We start from the raw sequence: 13,846 nt of genomic DNA, 5'->3' as shown, positions 1-13,846 counted from the left end.
GGTACTTGGGCCGCGACAGCCGCGGCGGCCACGAACTCCGGGAGTGCACCATGTCGACGATCAACGGGTTACCCGCGCATGTGCTGCTGGTGCACCTCATCGTGGTCTTCGTTCCGCTGACCGCGGCACTGCTCATCTTGTCGGCGGTCTGGCCCGCGGCTCGTCGGCGGCTGATCTGGCTGGTCACCGGGTTGGCCGCGAGCACTGTCGCGCTGACCCCGGTGACGACCGAGGCGGGGGAGTGGCTTCAGCACAAGCTCGGCGGATCCCCCGCCATCGATGAGCACGCAGATCTCGGCGACACGATGATCTACTTCGTGGTGCCGCTGTTGCTCGTAGCGGCATTGCTCATCGTTGTCCACCTGCGCGACGAGCGTGGACGTCCGGTGCGGCGCGTGGTCACTGTGCTGGCGGCGGTATTGGCGATCGCCGCAGGCGGTGCGGCGACCACGCAGGTATACCGCGTCGGAGATTCGGGCTCACATGCTGTGTGGGGTGCCCAAGCGCCGTAGTGGCATGATCGGTAGCTGCATGGCTGTGCGGCTGCGGCTTCAGCTCCTGAGCGAATCCCTCACTTCCAGGGCCGGATTCGACCAAGAGTTGGACGACCGGCCGGGCGAAATATCTGACCAGACCCGATGCACGGTGTCCCCCAACTCCAACTCGCATCGGTCTGGGTGTCGCCGACGAAGCCCAACGGCTGGGGAGTATCGCGCAAGGGCTATCGCTGGTGCGGCCGAGTGCTGGGATACGCGACAGCTAGTGGCTGTGGGGAGGGACGAGGCCGTGTTTGTGGGCGTACACGACAGCGTGGATGCGGTCGCGCACACCGAGTTTCGCGAGTACTCGGGATACGTGTGTTTTGACCGTCTCTTCGCCGACGCCGAGTGCCGCGGCGATCTCGGCATTGCTGCGCGCATCGGCCAGTAGCAGCAATACTTCTCGCTCCCGGGCGGTCAACTGCTCGACCTCGGATGGGCTGTCGGTTGGAGCGAGCGTGCCAGCGAACCTCGATATCAACCGTCGCGTCATCGACGGGTCGATCAGGGCATCACCACGGGCCGCGATTCGGATGGCGGCCACCAGCTCCTCCGGCGGCAGGCTTTTCAGTAGGAACCCGCTGGCACCGGCCTGCAGTGCGCGGTAGAGGTTGGCGTCGCTGTCGTAGGTGGTGAGTACAAGGACGCGAGTGCCGCCCGCCGCGACAATCGCCGCGGTGGCCGCGAGTCCGTCCAGCTTCGGCATGCGGACATCCACAATCGCGACATCCGGGCGCAGCCGGGCGGTTTCGGTGATGGCACAGCGGCCGTCACCGACCTCGGCGACGCATTCGAGATCGGTCTGACTGTCGACCACCGCGCGCAGTCCGGAACGGAACATGCTGTGGTCATCGGCGATCAATACGCGCACCGGTGCGTTCACGAACCTCCGATCGGCAGGGAAACCCTGGTGTGCCAATGGTTTTGCGCATCGTTCGGACCGAATCGCAGTTCACCGCCGAACAACTCGGCACGTTGGCGAATCCCGCTGAGCCCACGGTGCGCCGCCGTATCGCCCACCTCGGCGGTCTCGGCGAGCGGGTTGATCGACTCCAGCACCACGCGGTTGGGCTGATAGTCCACGACCAGCTGCGCATGCGCGCCGTCGCCGTGGCGCAGCGCATTGGTCAGCATCTCCTGCACGATGCGATAAAGGGTCAGGTTCAGCGAATCCGGCAGCGCGACCGCCGTACCTCGCACGGTGAAATCGACGGCGAGACCCGCCGCGCGTACTCGCTCCAGCAGATCCTCGATATCGGCGAGCCCGGGCTGTCGCTGGCCGTCCTCCTCGCGTCCGTGTAGCAGATCGAGTTGACGGCGCAGGTCGACCATGGCCGCGCGACTACTCGATTCCACCGCGGTCAGCGATCGGGCGGCGGCGGCATTCCCGGTGTCGGCCATGGCGATGCGCGCCGCGCCGGCATGGATGCCGATGGCGCTGACGTGATGGGAGATCACATCGTGCAGATCCCTGGCAATGGCGGCGCGTTCCTCGGCGACGGCGCGGGCGAGTGCGCTGCGCTGCTCCTGTTCGCGCAACTTGGCCTGCTGCTCCAGATCGGCGATATACGCGCCCCGCGCCGCCGTATACCGGCCGACCAGCCAAGGCACCACACCGGCCGATACCGTCGAGGCCAGCAGCAACCGCCAATCATGTGAGGTATTGCTGCTGATCAGTAGATGCGCGCTGGCGAAGCCGGCGCTCATCGCGATAACGGTCAGCACCGATTCGGGACCGACCATCCAGGCGCCCGCCCGATATCCCGCCACCAGGAATCCGACATCGGCGAAGCGTGCGGCGAAGCCGTGCCGGTGCAGCATCATGGCCTCGGCCAGGCGCAGCGCCACCTGGATCAAGGCCACCACACCGGCGGTGCGTGGCGGCGCGGCCAATGCCAGATCGGCCGCGACGATGGCGATCAGCACCGCGGCGGTCTGCCATGGGGCCACCGCGAAGATCCCATTCAGCGTCAACATCGCGGCATCGACCGCCGCGGCCGCGACGGCGACCACCAGCGATTGGCGGGCCAGCGATCTGCTCACATCCAACAGTTCGCACCACCTTCGCGCCGTCCGGGTCGAGCCGTCCGCGGGCGATCCTACCCAGCGTTGGTCCATATTCCGCGAAAGTCTGCCTGGGCGACAGCCGCGGCGCATCCCCCGCCCGGGGGACGGCAAATCCCTCGTCAGCGCGATGTTTGCCCAGGCCAGCGCCCGTAACGTGGCGGTGGAGCAGCACAGCGGAGGAGCCATTGTGATTGGTGCGCAGTTATTCATCTACGCCTTACCGGCGTTCGCCGTACTCATGTTCGTGGAGTGGATCGACTATCGCCGCGACCCGGACCGTCCGGCCAACGGTCACTCCGGACGGGATATGGCCTCCAATATCACCACCTACCTGCTCGGCCGATTCCTGAAGCCGGTGTTGCAGTATCTGATTCCCTTCTCGGCGGTGGTCGTCGCGGCCGCCATCACTCCGCTGCACCTTTCGCCGACCACATGGTGGGTGTGGGTGCTCGGGCTGGTGATCACCGACTTCTGCTACTACTGGGCCCATCGCGCCGACCATCGGGTCCGGCTGCTGTGGACCGCGCACAGCGTGCACCACTCTAGTCAGTACTTCAATCTGTCGACGGCCATCCGCCTGCCGTGGGTGCATCCGGCCGCCACTGTCGTGCGCGGATTCGCCTGGGTGCCGGCGGCTTTGATCGGGCTACCGGCGTGGATGATCTTCCTGCTGCAGACCATCGGGCTGCTCTACCAGTTCCCGATCCACACCCAGCGCATCCGCACCCTGGCGCGCCCGATCGAATTCCTGTTCAACACCCCGGCGCACCACCGCATTCACCACGGTTCGAATCAGCCCTATATCGATAGGAATTACGGCGGCGTCTTCATCGTCTGGGACCGGCTCTTCGGCAGCTTCGCCGCGGAGAGCGAACCCATTCGCTACGGCCTCACCAAGAACATCGGCACCGACAACCCGCTGAAGGTCAATTATCACGAACTCGGCGCGCTGATCAGTGATGTGCGCCATGCGAATACGTGGCGCGGGCGCCTCGGCTACATCTTCGGACCGCCCGGTTGGACCGAAGCGGCGCCGGTCGATCCGACGGTCATCCCAGCCGCAGCGCGCGAGGGATCGGTCGCCGCTTAGCTTTCGCGGTGTCTGACCGTCGCCGCGAACCAGGTCTAGATCGAGTGAATGAATATGCGGATGGCGGTGATTCGTCGACTGTCCGGGGCGAACTCGACAAAGGCGACACCCTGGGCGGCATCGAGCTGGACGCTGGCACTCACCGTGCGTCCGGCCGCGATCAGCTTGCCCCACTGCATATTTCGAGAACGATTGGTGAATTCCTCCAGCGAGATTCTGGTTCCGGCCAGTTCGATGATCGTGCGTTCGCTGAGCAGGCGACGAACCCGCGAGATGTCCGTGGCGGCTGCGGCCGAGAATATCTGGGCCGCAACGCGTTTGCCCGACCGGCCGATACCGCCCAGCGCCTGCATCATGCCGAGCATGCCATCGAAGCCCTGATTGGCGATCAGCTGCGGGCCCAATTTCAGTGCGGCGCCGAGTCCGGGCAGTCCGGTGCGCAGAAGCTGCACGATCATCGCGGCCAACTCCCAATGGGCGGCCAGCCGGGTGATCTTCCAGACGCCGTCCTGCTCGACGAGGTCGTAGCGCAGATGCATGGGCACCGCGACGGTGGCGCCGGTCGACATGGTGGTGCGGATCAGCAGGTCGCGGACTACGGTCGACGGGCCGACGAAGTCGTGGTCGACCTGGAAGGCGATGGTATTGGGGCCGATGAAGGTGTCGTAGAACCGTTCGATCGCGGCGCGGCCGATATGCGGGCGGGAACCGACCGGATCGTTGACCGTCGCCTCGGCGGTGAACAGTTCGACCCAGGCCACCTTGTCATGAGCCGTCACCGCACGCGGTGACGCCTGGACGGCCGCGATCAGGTCCTGGGCTGTGGAATCCAGCGGCATGGCAGTTCCTCCTCGCTACTGCGTCTTATGGTAGAACATGTTCTAATTTCGGCGCTGCGGGGTCGGTGCGCCGCTGGACCGGCGACACCATCCCCGGCTCAGCCGGCGCCCGTCTCGGCCACTCTCGCCGTCATGGATACGGGGCGGTGTCGATGTCGATGTCGCCTTGATCAGCGCCTGGTACGGGCGGGAGGGCGTGCTGATCTCCCATGACGAAGTTCGTCGCCGAAGCCGGTGGCGGCCTGGTCGCCGTGCTGTACGAAAGTTGCGGGTGCGCAGGCGTACCGAACCGCGATTTATGCTGAGCACCAAATGCTGAACTGATCTGGAGATAATCGCGGATGACCGAATCCACTGTGCACGAGCGCTGGCTGCAGCGCCTACGCCCGCACCCGCGCCCGGTGGCGCGCGTGATCTGTTTCGCACATGCCGGTGGTTCGGCGAGTTCGTTCGCCACACTCGCGCGAGCCATCGACGGGCCACTAGAGGTGCTCGCGGTGCAGAGTCCGGGGCGGCAGGACCGGCACAGGGAACCGTTGTTGGAGACGGTGGCCGAATTGGCTGCGGGCGCGCTGCCCGCCGTGCTCGAGCACCGCGAGCTGCCGATCGCGCTGTTCGGACACAGTCTCGGTGCGGTGGTCGCCTTCGAGGTCGCCAGGCTCATGGAGGCCGAAGGTGTAGCGCCGCTGCATCTTTTCGCATCGGGACGGCGCGCGCCGTCGTCGCTGCGGTACGAATCGGTGCATCGGCGATCGGATGCCGGAATCCTCACCGAACTGCGGCTGCTCGGCGGGCCGGGAGTCGAAATGCTCGATGATCCCGAGATCGCCGCGGCATTCCTGCCGGTAATTCGCAGCGACTACCGTGCCGTGGAGACCTATCGGCCCGACCCGGGCGCGCGCGTGGGCTGCCCGCTGACGGTACTGGTCGGTGACCGCGATCCCCGGGTGAGCGAGGCCGAGGCCGAGGCCTGGCAGTCGCATACCTCAGGCGCCTTCGAGCTGCGGGAATTTCCCGGCGGGCACTTCTACCTGTGGGATCGGCTGCCAGAGGTCGCGGCCGCGGTCCAGCGGGAGCTACTCGTCTAGCGTTGGCACCGCGGCGGCACCGAGCACCGGGCCGCGTTGCATGGCACGCTGGCGCCCGTGTCTGAATCGCCGAATCTCACAGGGCAGGGGCGCGTCGCGTCGGTACTGCGTTTTGCGACCGAGCTCATCGCCTGGATCGCGACGCCATGGGCGCTGGCCGGGCATTCGGTTGTGCTGGCGGTGTTTTCGGTGGTTGCGCTGATCGGGCTGCCCACCGTATTTGCTACGCCGGGTGACAAGAAGCAGGTGCTCGTCGCCGTACCAGGGTGGGGCACTATCGCGCTGGTAGTTCTGCAACTGGTCGCGGCGGTCGTCGCGGCATGGGTGGTCTGGCCGGTGTGGCTCGCAGTTCCGGTCAGTGTGTTGGCGGTGCTCACCGTGCTCATGGAGCTGCCGCGCTGGCGCTGGCTGTGGCGTGCCGGCGGTCTCGTCATCCAGTGATGCGCGGACGAAATTGTGGTCCTACAGGCCGTCGACCGCCACGACCGTCATGTCCCGCGCGGTCGTGCCCTGCGATTATCGAGGCTAGAATTCGCCGCTGGTCGCCGGATCGGCCAGCGCCCCCTCCGCGGTTCGTAGTCGGTCGGTGAGTGCGGTGAGTAAGTCCATGGACTCGGCGGATAGACCGAGCGCCAGTTGCACCAAGCGGCGTAGTGGACGGCTCTTGATCTGATCGGCCACCAGAAGGTCGTGGTCACCAGGTCTATCGAGGTAGTCGGGATTCACGGCGCGGTTCTCACAATCTGTCAGCTGCTCGGTGGATTACCCGTCGCTCCAGCGGTTAGTCGCGCTACAGCAGGTACGGCCGTCGGACCTCGATGCGCAGGTCATCCGGTGCGAACACTACGAGACTGTGACGCACATCGCACAGAGTCCTCGGCTGTGCCGTGGTCGAATGTTTCGCGGTTCGTCCGGCGTTGATCATGGACATTAGCGTCTAATATTCCGGCAAGCGGAGGCCACCCCTCCGATCGACCCCTACCGAAGGGCAGAACAGTGGCGTTCGGCGACTATCAGAACGAGATCTACTTCGCCGCCCTCGGCGGGCATGCGCCCGAGTTCCCGATGGATTTCGCGACGCTCGAGGCAAAGGCCTCGGCCGCACTGCCGGCAACGCTGCACTCCTATATCGCGGGCGGAGCCGGCGACGAGTTGACCCAGCGGCGCAATGTCGAGGCATTCGAGGACTGGGGTGTAGTGCCGCGGATGCTCGTCGGTGCGACCGAGCGCGATCTGTCGGTACACGCCTGGGGACTCACCTTTCCCAGCCCGATCTTCATGTCCCCGGTCGGTGTGATCGGCTTGGTCGGCGATAAGCACGGTGATATCGCAGTCGCCGAGGCGGCGGCGAAAACCGGTGTGCCAGCGGTCTTCTCGACGCTCATGGCGGATCCGCTGGAGCAGGTCATCGCGCACGCGGGTGCGACGCCGAGCTTCTTCCAGCTGTACACGCCGAAGAATCGCGATCTGGCGGCGAGTCTGGTGAGCCGGGCCGAGGCGGCCGGATATCGCGGCATCACGGTCACGTTGGACACCTGGATTCCGGGCTGGCGACCACGTGATCTGTCGAGCGGGAACTTCCCGCAGTTGCGCGGGCATGTGCTGAAGAACTACACCTGCGATCCCGTTTTCCAGAAGATGGTCGGCTCGGACGATCCACAGTCCATCGTGCTGCACTGGGTACAGACCTTCGGAAATTCGCTGACCTGGGACGATCTCGAGTGGCTTCGGTCGCTGACCGAGTTGCCGATCGTCCTCAAGGGCATCTGCCATCCCGATGACGCGCGCCGCGCGATCGATGCGGGTATCGACGGCATCTACTGCTCGAATCACGGTGGGCGCCAAGCCAATGGCGGTCTGAGCGCACTGGAGACGCTGCCCGGCGTGGTCGAAGCCGTTGCCGACCGGGTGCCGGTGCTTTTCGACTCCGGCGTGCGGTCGGGCACCGATGTGATCAAGGCCCTCGGACTGGGTGCGACGATGGTCGGCATCGGCCGTCCGTATGTGTACGGCCTTGCGCTGGGCGGGGTTTCGGGTCTGGTGCACGTATTGCGGATGATTCTGGCGGAGGCGGATCTGCTCATGGCGGTGAACGGCTATCCGGATGTCGCCGCGGTGCGCGAGAATATCCGGTCGCGGCGCTGAAGCTACGGTGTCATCAGGCTGATCAGGAATCGGGTAAGCACCTCGGTGATCCCGGCGAGGTCGGTCTGCTCGTCACCGGTGCTCCACTGGTGTACCAGGGCGAGTAGTGCGCCGAAGTATCCGATCACGGCGGTATGGAAGCCACCTGGCGGCTCGAAATCGGGTCCGAGCGTCCGACGCATCTGGTTCTCGAAGAAGTCCATCCACAGCGCCCGCTGCTCCAGCCTGCGTTGCTCGACGCGTTCACCGACCCCGACGACCTCGACATGCGCGATCCGGGCCACGCGCGGGTCACGTCCGATCGATTCCGCGTAAGCCCGCACCGCCGCCTGCGCCAAGCCGACCGCGTCACCCGTTGCCGCCATCGCGGCGGTGACCGCCTGCCTGGCCTCGGTCTGGATCTGGTCGTACACCGCGATCAACAGATCATCGCGGTTGCCGAAATGCTCATAGAACTGGCTGCGCGCCAATCCGGCCGCCCGGCACAGCGCGGTAATCGAGCTGTTCTGGTAGCCGCTCTCCCCGAATACCTCGACTCCGGCGGCCAGAAATTGCTCCCGCCGTCGCGCACGGCGGGCGGCAACGGGCCGTCCGTCGTACATCCGCGATGAGGAGCCAGCAGGCATCCGAGGACCATACCGGTCCTACCGAGCGGTGTGCGTCGCACGCGCGGTGCCACTACCGTGGGTCGGCGAGTCCGGACCCCGATCGCTGGGAGATGAGCGTGCCTGTATCGACGATCGAGACCACGGCGCCGCCAACCGCGGCACCGACAGAGCCCGAACGCCGCGCCATTCCCGCCGCGGCGTGTTGGGTGATCTCGATCCTCGGGGCGGTCGCCGGTGTGTACTACATCCACCAGGTGCGGCAAACGATGCAGGTCATGATGCATCTGATGGATCTGAGCGTCTATCAGATCGCCGGGCACCGCGTGGTCGACGGCGCCTCCATCTATGACACGCCGCTGCTGGGGCAGACTCGAGGCGTCTGGGAGTTCGTCTACACGCCGTTCGCCGCGCTGCTGTTCGTTCCGCTGGTCGATCTGCACGGTGACGTCTTCACCTACGTCGGTGCCTTCGGCAACTTCGCCATGCTCACCGCGTCGGTGTTGGCGGCGCTTTCGATGCTCGGCTACCGTCGCGACCTGCGGTTGGTGTTGATCGCCGTGCCGATCGCCGGACTGCTGATGTGGTGCGAGCCGGTGCGCGAGACCATGGCCTTCGGTCAGATCAATATCTTCCTGTTGATGCTGGTGCTCGCCGATATGGCGTTGCCCGATTCCTCACGCTGGAAGGGCGTGCTGACCGGGATCGCAGCAGGCATCAAACTCACCCCCGCCTTCTTCGTGGTCTATCTGCTGGTGACCCGCAGGTATCGGGCGGCCGTTACGGCCATCGGTGTATTCGCGGCGACCGTACTCATCGGTCTCGCGGCCATGCCCAAGGACTCGCTGTCCTTCTGGAGCGGTGCGTTCGCCGACCCCACGCGCGTCGGTGTGCCGGAGAATCCGCGCAACGAATCATTGCGCGGTCTGCTCGCACGCACCATCGGTGTCCAGGGTGTACACCAATTGCTCTGGCTGGCAGGCGCTTTCGCGATTGCAGCGGTATGCCTGTATCTGGCACGTCGGCTGTCGCTGACCGGATACGAACTGCCCGCGGTGGTGCTGGTCGGACTCACCACCACCGCGGTGTCCCCGTACAGCTGGGTTCACCACTGGGTATGGCTCGCACCACTGCTGGTCTATCTGGCAGACCTGGCCTTGCGCAGACGCGGTGCGGTCACATCGATCGGGCTGCTCATCGCAGTGGTGGTCGCATCCGGAGGTGTGATCGCCTTCTTCGACCCGACCATGAGCAGCATCTACGACTATCCCGCGGGAAGCCACCTCGCGACCTTCCTCCACAATGGATACATCTGGCTGACGCTCGCATTATTCGGTGCGGCCGCCGTTGCGCTGCGACGTTCGGCACGTGACGCACTCCCCGCCCCGGCGCGGTAATCAGGCCTCCGAAGCGTCCGCCGGTTCCCGTTCCGCGACCGCGGCGGCGTGTTTGGCGCCCGAGCCCCAACCGACGTGCAATTCGGAGCGCATGCGATCGGCCATGTGCGGGTAGTGCAGCTCGAAAGCGGGACGCTCGGAACGGATGCGCGGCAGTTCGTAGAAGTTGTGCCGCGGCGGCGGGCAGGTGGTGGCCCACTCCAGTGAGTTGCCGTAACCCCACGGATCATCCACCGTGACGACCTCGCCGTAACGGTAGCTCTTGAACACATTCCAGATGAACGGCAGCATCGACGCGCCCAGGATGAAGGCACCGATGGTGGAAATCGTGTTCAGCGTGGTGAACCCGTCACCGGGCAGGTAGTCGGCATAGCGGCGCGGCATACCCTCGGCGCCCAACCAGTGCTGCACCAAGAAGGTGGTGTGGAAGCCGACGAGTGTGGTCCAGAAGTGCCACTTGCCCAGGCGCTCGTCCAGCATGCGTCCGGTCATCTTCGGGAACCAGAAATAGATCCCCGCGAATGTCGCGAACACGATGGTGCCGAACAACACGTAGTGGAAATGCGCGACCACGAAATAGGTGTCGGTGACGTGGAAGTCCAGGGGTGGGCTGGCCAGGATGACGCCGGACAGGCCGCCGAAGAGGAAGGTGACCAGGAAGCCGAGGGAAAACAGCATCGGCGTCTCGAAGGTGAGCTGGCCGCGCCACATGGTGCCGATCCAGTTGAAGAACTTCACACCGGTCGGGACGGCGATCAGGAAGGTCATGAACGAGAAGTACGGCAGCAGCACCGCACCGGTGGCGTACATGTGGTGCGCCCACACCGCGACCGATAGCGCGCCTATGGCCAGTGTCGCGTAGACCAATGTGGTGTAACCGAATAGCGGCTTGCGACTGAATACCGGGAAGATCTCGGTGACGATGCCGAAGAACGGCAGCGCGACGATGTACACCTCGGGGTGGCCGAAGAACCAGAACAGGTGCTGCCACAGCACGACGCCGCCGGTGCCGGCATCGTAGATATGCCCGCCGAGGTGGCGGTCGTAGGCCAGCGCCATCAGAGCCGCGGTCAGAATCGGGAAGGCAAGCAGGATCAGGATGCTGGTGACCAGGATGTTCCAGGTGAAGATCGGCATCCGGAACATGGTCATACCGGGAGCACGCAGGCAGACCACAGTGGTGATCATATTGACGCCGCCGAGGATGGTGCCGACACCGGAGACCGCCAGCCCCAGGATCCACAGATCCGCACCCGCTCCCGGCGCGTGCTCGATGGTGCTCAGCGGGGTGTAGCCGGTCCACCCGAAGTCGGCGGCGCCGCCGGGCGTGACGAAGCCCGCCGTGGCGATGGTCGCGCCGAACAGGTACAGCCAGTAACTGAGGGCATTGAGCCGGGGGAACGCCACATCCGGCGCACCGATCTGCAGCGGCAGCACGCAGTTGGCGAAACCGAACAGGATCGGCGTCGCATAGAACAGCAGCATGATCGTGCCGTGCATGGTGAACAGCTGGTTGAACTGCTCGGGTGACAGGAACTGCATACCGGGGCGTGCCAACTCACCGCGCATCAGCAGCGCGATGAGACCACCGATGAAGAAGTAGGTCATCGCGCTGGTCAGATACATGACCCCGAGGACCTTCGGATCGGTGGTCGTGAGCATTTTCCAGAAATAGGAGCCCTTCGGCCCGACCCGCTGCGGATAGGGCCGCGCAACTTCGAGTTCGGTCGTAACCACGGCCGTCGCCACCTTCCGATCGCTGATCAGCCTTGTCCGGATTATGCGCCTCTTCGATCCGCGACATGCGTGCTTTGCGCCATTGCCGCCGACTTGTCTGCTGTCACGGTATGACTCCGGCTGCGATCACGGTGGGATGTGCTCTGGTGCGACACCTGCTATTTCCGCATCCACTGCTTCTTCGCCACGGGCGTGCGATTCCTGCACCGGTTGCGGTGCGCGCTCGGATACCTTCGGCGCCGTGAACCCCGTCGCCGTCCGGCTGTGACGCCTGCCATATGACGTGCATCACACTGGTCGCGGACCGGGAACCAGCCGCTGGCAGCGGCCGACCTGTGTGCGAGGGCTGGCACATCCATGGCCGTCGCGGATCTTTGGCAATCGAGGATTGGTGGAAAACGTGCAGGTCAAGCGCTCCGATCACCTCGTGTGGCTGATCGCGGCGCTCGCCGCCGGCGCGCTCGTGTTGCTCTCTGTGCGCGCGGCCGGTGATATGCCCTACCGGTCGGCGGGCATCGCGTATCCCGGGCTCCCGGATGTCGTGTTCTACATCGTGCTGCGGGTGGTCGCCGCACTGGCGGGTGCGTTCACATTCGGCGCATTGATTTACGCGCTGTGCTGCACCGTTGTTACCGCGCGTGGGCGGGTCGATGTGGACGGCTATGCCGGGGTCCGGGTGGCGGAGCGGGCGAGTCTGGTGTGGCTCGGCTCGGCGCTGGTCCTGATACCGGTGAGTGCGGCGAATGGTGGTGGGTTGTCGATGGGTGTCGCGCTGGAGCGAGGTGCGGTCGGCGCGCTGGTCGATGCGAGCGAGCAGCCGAAGGCATGGATTGTGGTCTCGGTGCTGGCCGGCGTGGTCGCGCTGGTTACGCGGATGACTTTGGCGTGGACCGGACTGGTGGTGCCGACTGTGCTCGCATTGATCGCGGTGCTGCCGCCCGCAATGGTCGGCAATGCGGGGGAGGGGCCGAATCACGACTTCGCCACCGGCGCGATGATCATCTTCCAACCGGCGGTCTCGGTGCTGCCGGGTCTGGCCTGGTGTGTGGCGGCGCAGTTCCGGCGGAACCGCTCCCAGGCCGCGGTCCGGCGGTACGGGCTCATCGGGCAGTTGTGTCTTACCGCGGCCACGCTCAGCGGGCTGGTGCTCGGTGCCGTCCTATTGCCGTTGTCGGCGCTGGTCAGCACGGACTACGGTCGGCTCGCCCTGGTGCTCGTCGGGTCGGCCGTCGCAATCGGGATCATGCTGAGAAGGATTGCTGCCGAAGATGTTTCGAGCGTTCTGATCTCAGGAACCGGCGCGCTTTCCTTAGTCGCGACGGCTGCTCTGGTGTCGATGGCCGTCCAACCGGCGCCCGCCTTCGCCGACCGCTCATTCACCGCGCAGGAGGTGTTCCTCGGCTTCGATCTGCCGGGGCGGGCCGACGTCTGGCGACTGATGACCATGTGGCGCTTCGATATCGTCCTCGGTACCGCAGCTCTCACCGGTATCGCGCTGTACGCCGTCGGCGTACTGCGCCTGCGGCGGCGGGGGGACACCTGGTCGCCATGGCGCACGCTGTCGTGGACCAGCGGCTGTGTCGCCCTGCTGATTTCGACGTCGTCGGGCATCGGCGCGTACGGCTACGCCATGTTCAGCATGCACATGATCACGCATATGGCGCTCAATATGTTCGTACCGGTGCTGCTGGTACTCGGCGCGCCGGTGACCCTGCTGCTGCGTACCGTTCCCGCCGCGCCCAAGGACGCGGTTCCCGGTGTGCGCGAATGGGTTCTGTGGATATTGCATTCCCGCCCGACCGCGATACTGGCCCATCCCGGCACCGCGATCGCGGCGTTCGTGCTCTCGCTCTACGGCCTGTACTTCACGCCGCTGTTCCAGAACCTGATCCGTTATCACTGGGGCCACGTCTTGATGAACGTGCACTTCCTGATCATCGGCTATCTGTTCTACTGGGCCATTATCGGCATCGACCCGGGTCCGCGCCGCCTGCCGCATCTGGGTCGGCTCGGTATGTTGTTCGCCATCATGCCCTTTCACGCCTTCTTCGGCGTCGCGGTGATGTCGATGAACACCATTATCGGCGAGCGTTTCTACGAACAACTCCAATTGCCCTGGCATATGGACCTGATGGCCGATCAGCGGGTCGGCGGCGGCATTGCCTGGGTCTCCGGCGAAATCCCGATCCTGCTTGTGGTCGGTGCGCTGCTGACACAGTGGGTGGCCCAGGATCGTCGCACCGCGGTGCGTTCCGATCGCAAGGACGACGAGTACGGCGACTCCGAACTCGCTGCCTACAATGCCATGCTGGAGAAATTGGCGCAGTCGCGCCGTTGAT

13 protein-coding genes are annotated in these 13,846 nt (G+C 65.3%); 7 read left to right on the top strand and 6 right to left on the bottom strand.

What is annotated here, in order from left to right:
* Positions 1 to 50 precede the first annotated feature (50 nt).
* Positions 51 to 512 carry a DUF2231 domain-containing protein gene (locus ACIBG0_RS25475; RefSeq protein WP_397035474.1) on the top strand — a complete coding sequence of 154 codons (462 nt, stop codon included), beginning with the start codon at positions 51 to 53 and terminating at the stop codon, positions 510 to 512.
* A 247-nt stretch (positions 513 to 759) separates the two neighbouring features.
* On the opposite strand, the gene ACIBG0_RS25470 is transcribed toward ACIBG0_RS25475, so the two are convergent.
* Both ACIBG0_RS25470 and ACIBG0_RS25465 read right to left on the bottom strand, forming a co-directional pair.
* Positions 760 to 1,422: a response regulator gene (locus ACIBG0_RS25470; RefSeq protein ID WP_397035473.1), complete on the bottom strand. Its 663-nt coding sequence runs from the start codon at positions 1,420 to 1,422 to the stop codon at positions 760 to 762.
* Complete coding sequence (locus ACIBG0_RS25465) at positions 1,419 to 2,582, bottom strand: sensor histidine kinase (RefSeq protein ID WP_397035497.1); 1,164 nt, start codon at positions 2,580 to 2,582, stop codon at positions 1,419 to 1,421. The genes ACIBG0_RS25470 and ACIBG0_RS25465 overlap by 4 nt, the downstream gene beginning before the upstream one ends.
* Before the next feature lie 211 nt (positions 2,583 to 2,793).
* On the opposite strand from ACIBG0_RS25465, the gene ACIBG0_RS25460 reads away from it, so the two are divergent.
* Positions 2,794 to 3,696, top strand: a complete 903-nt coding sequence (locus tag ACIBG0_RS25460) for a sterol desaturase family protein (protein ID WP_397035472.1) — start codon at positions 2,794 to 2,796, stop codon at positions 3,694 to 3,696.
* 35 nt (positions 3,697 to 3,731) lie between these two features.
* On the opposite strand, the gene ACIBG0_RS25455 is transcribed toward ACIBG0_RS25460, so the two are convergent.
* Complete coding sequence (locus tag ACIBG0_RS25455; protein ID WP_397035471.1) at positions 3,732 to 4,535, bottom strand: nuclear transport factor 2 family protein; 804 nt, start codon at positions 4,533 to 4,535, stop codon at positions 3,732 to 3,734.
* 341 nt (positions 4,536 to 4,876) lie between these two features.
* Between ACIBG0_RS25455 and ACIBG0_RS25450 the strand changes: the two genes are divergently transcribed.
* Together ACIBG0_RS25450 and ACIBG0_RS25445 are read left to right on the top strand one after the other, a co-directional pair.
* Positions 4,877 to 5,623 carry a thioesterase II family protein gene (locus tag ACIBG0_RS25450; protein ID WP_397035470.1) on the top strand — a complete coding sequence of 249 codons (747 nt, stop codon included), beginning with the start codon at positions 4,877 to 4,879 and terminating at the stop codon, positions 5,621 to 5,623.
* 57 nt (positions 5,624 to 5,680) lie between these two features.
* On the top strand, positions 5,681 to 6,064 hold the full coding sequence (locus ACIBG0_RS25445) for a hypothetical protein (RefSeq protein ID WP_397035469.1): 384 nt from the start codon (positions 5,681 to 5,683) through the stop codon (positions 6,062 to 6,064).
* A gap of 84 nt (positions 6,065 to 6,148) precedes the next feature.
* Here the strand turns inward: ACIBG0_RS25445 and ACIBG0_RS25440 are convergent, their stop codons facing one another.
* On the bottom strand, positions 6,149 to 6,349 hold the full coding sequence (locus ACIBG0_RS25440; protein ID WP_397035468.1) for a hypothetical protein: 201 nt from the start codon (positions 6,347 to 6,349) through the stop codon (positions 6,149 to 6,151).
* 270 nt (positions 6,350 to 6,619) lie between these two features.
* Between ACIBG0_RS25440 and ACIBG0_RS25435 the strand changes: the two genes are divergently transcribed.
* Positions 6,620 to 7,768 carry an alpha-hydroxy-acid oxidizing protein gene (locus ACIBG0_RS25435; protein WP_397035467.1) on the top strand — a complete coding sequence of 383 codons (1,149 nt, stop codon included), beginning with the start codon at positions 6,620 to 6,622 and terminating at the stop codon, positions 7,766 to 7,768.
* 2 nt (positions 7,769 to 7,770) lie between these two features.
* On the opposite strand, the gene ACIBG0_RS25430 is transcribed toward ACIBG0_RS25435, so the two are convergent.
* The gene (locus ACIBG0_RS25430) at positions 7,771 to 8,394 is read right to left on the bottom strand and encodes a TetR/AcrR family transcriptional regulator (protein ID WP_397035466.1); all 624 of its coding nucleotides are present in this window, start codon (positions 8,392 to 8,394) and stop codon (positions 7,771 to 7,773) included.
* 92 nt (positions 8,395 to 8,486) lie between these two features.
* Between ACIBG0_RS25430 and ACIBG0_RS25425 the strand changes: the two genes are divergently transcribed.
* Positions 8,487 to 9,770 carry a glycosyltransferase 87 family protein gene (locus tag ACIBG0_RS25425; protein ID WP_397035465.1) on the top strand — a complete coding sequence of 428 codons (1,284 nt, stop codon included), beginning with the start codon at positions 8,487 to 8,489 and terminating at the stop codon, positions 9,768 to 9,770.
* On the opposite strand, the gene ctaD is transcribed toward ACIBG0_RS25425, so the two are convergent.
* The gene (gene ctaD / locus ACIBG0_RS25420) at positions 9,771 to 11,507 is read right to left on the bottom strand and encodes a cytochrome c oxidase subunit I (RefSeq protein ID WP_397035464.1); all 1,737 of its coding nucleotides are present in this window, start codon (positions 11,505 to 11,507) and stop codon (positions 9,771 to 9,773) included.
* A 391-nt stretch (positions 11,508 to 11,898) separates the two neighbouring features.
* On the opposite strand from ctaD, the gene ACIBG0_RS25415 reads away from it, so the two are divergent.
* Entirely contained in the window at positions 11,899 to 13,845 is a 1,947-nt protein-coding gene (locus ACIBG0_RS25415; protein WP_397035463.1) for a cytochrome c oxidase assembly protein, read from the top strand.
* The last annotated feature ends 1 nt before the right edge of the window (position 13,846 follow it).

The organism is Nocardia sp. NPDC050630 (assembly GCF_044457245.1).
In the GTDB taxonomy this organism is placed as follows: Bacteria; Actinomycetota; Actinomycetes; order Mycobacteriales; family Mycobacteriaceae; genus Nocardia.
The sequence above is the reverse complement of the archived record's forward strand: the minus strand, read 5'-3'. Positions and strand labels throughout refer to the sequence as shown.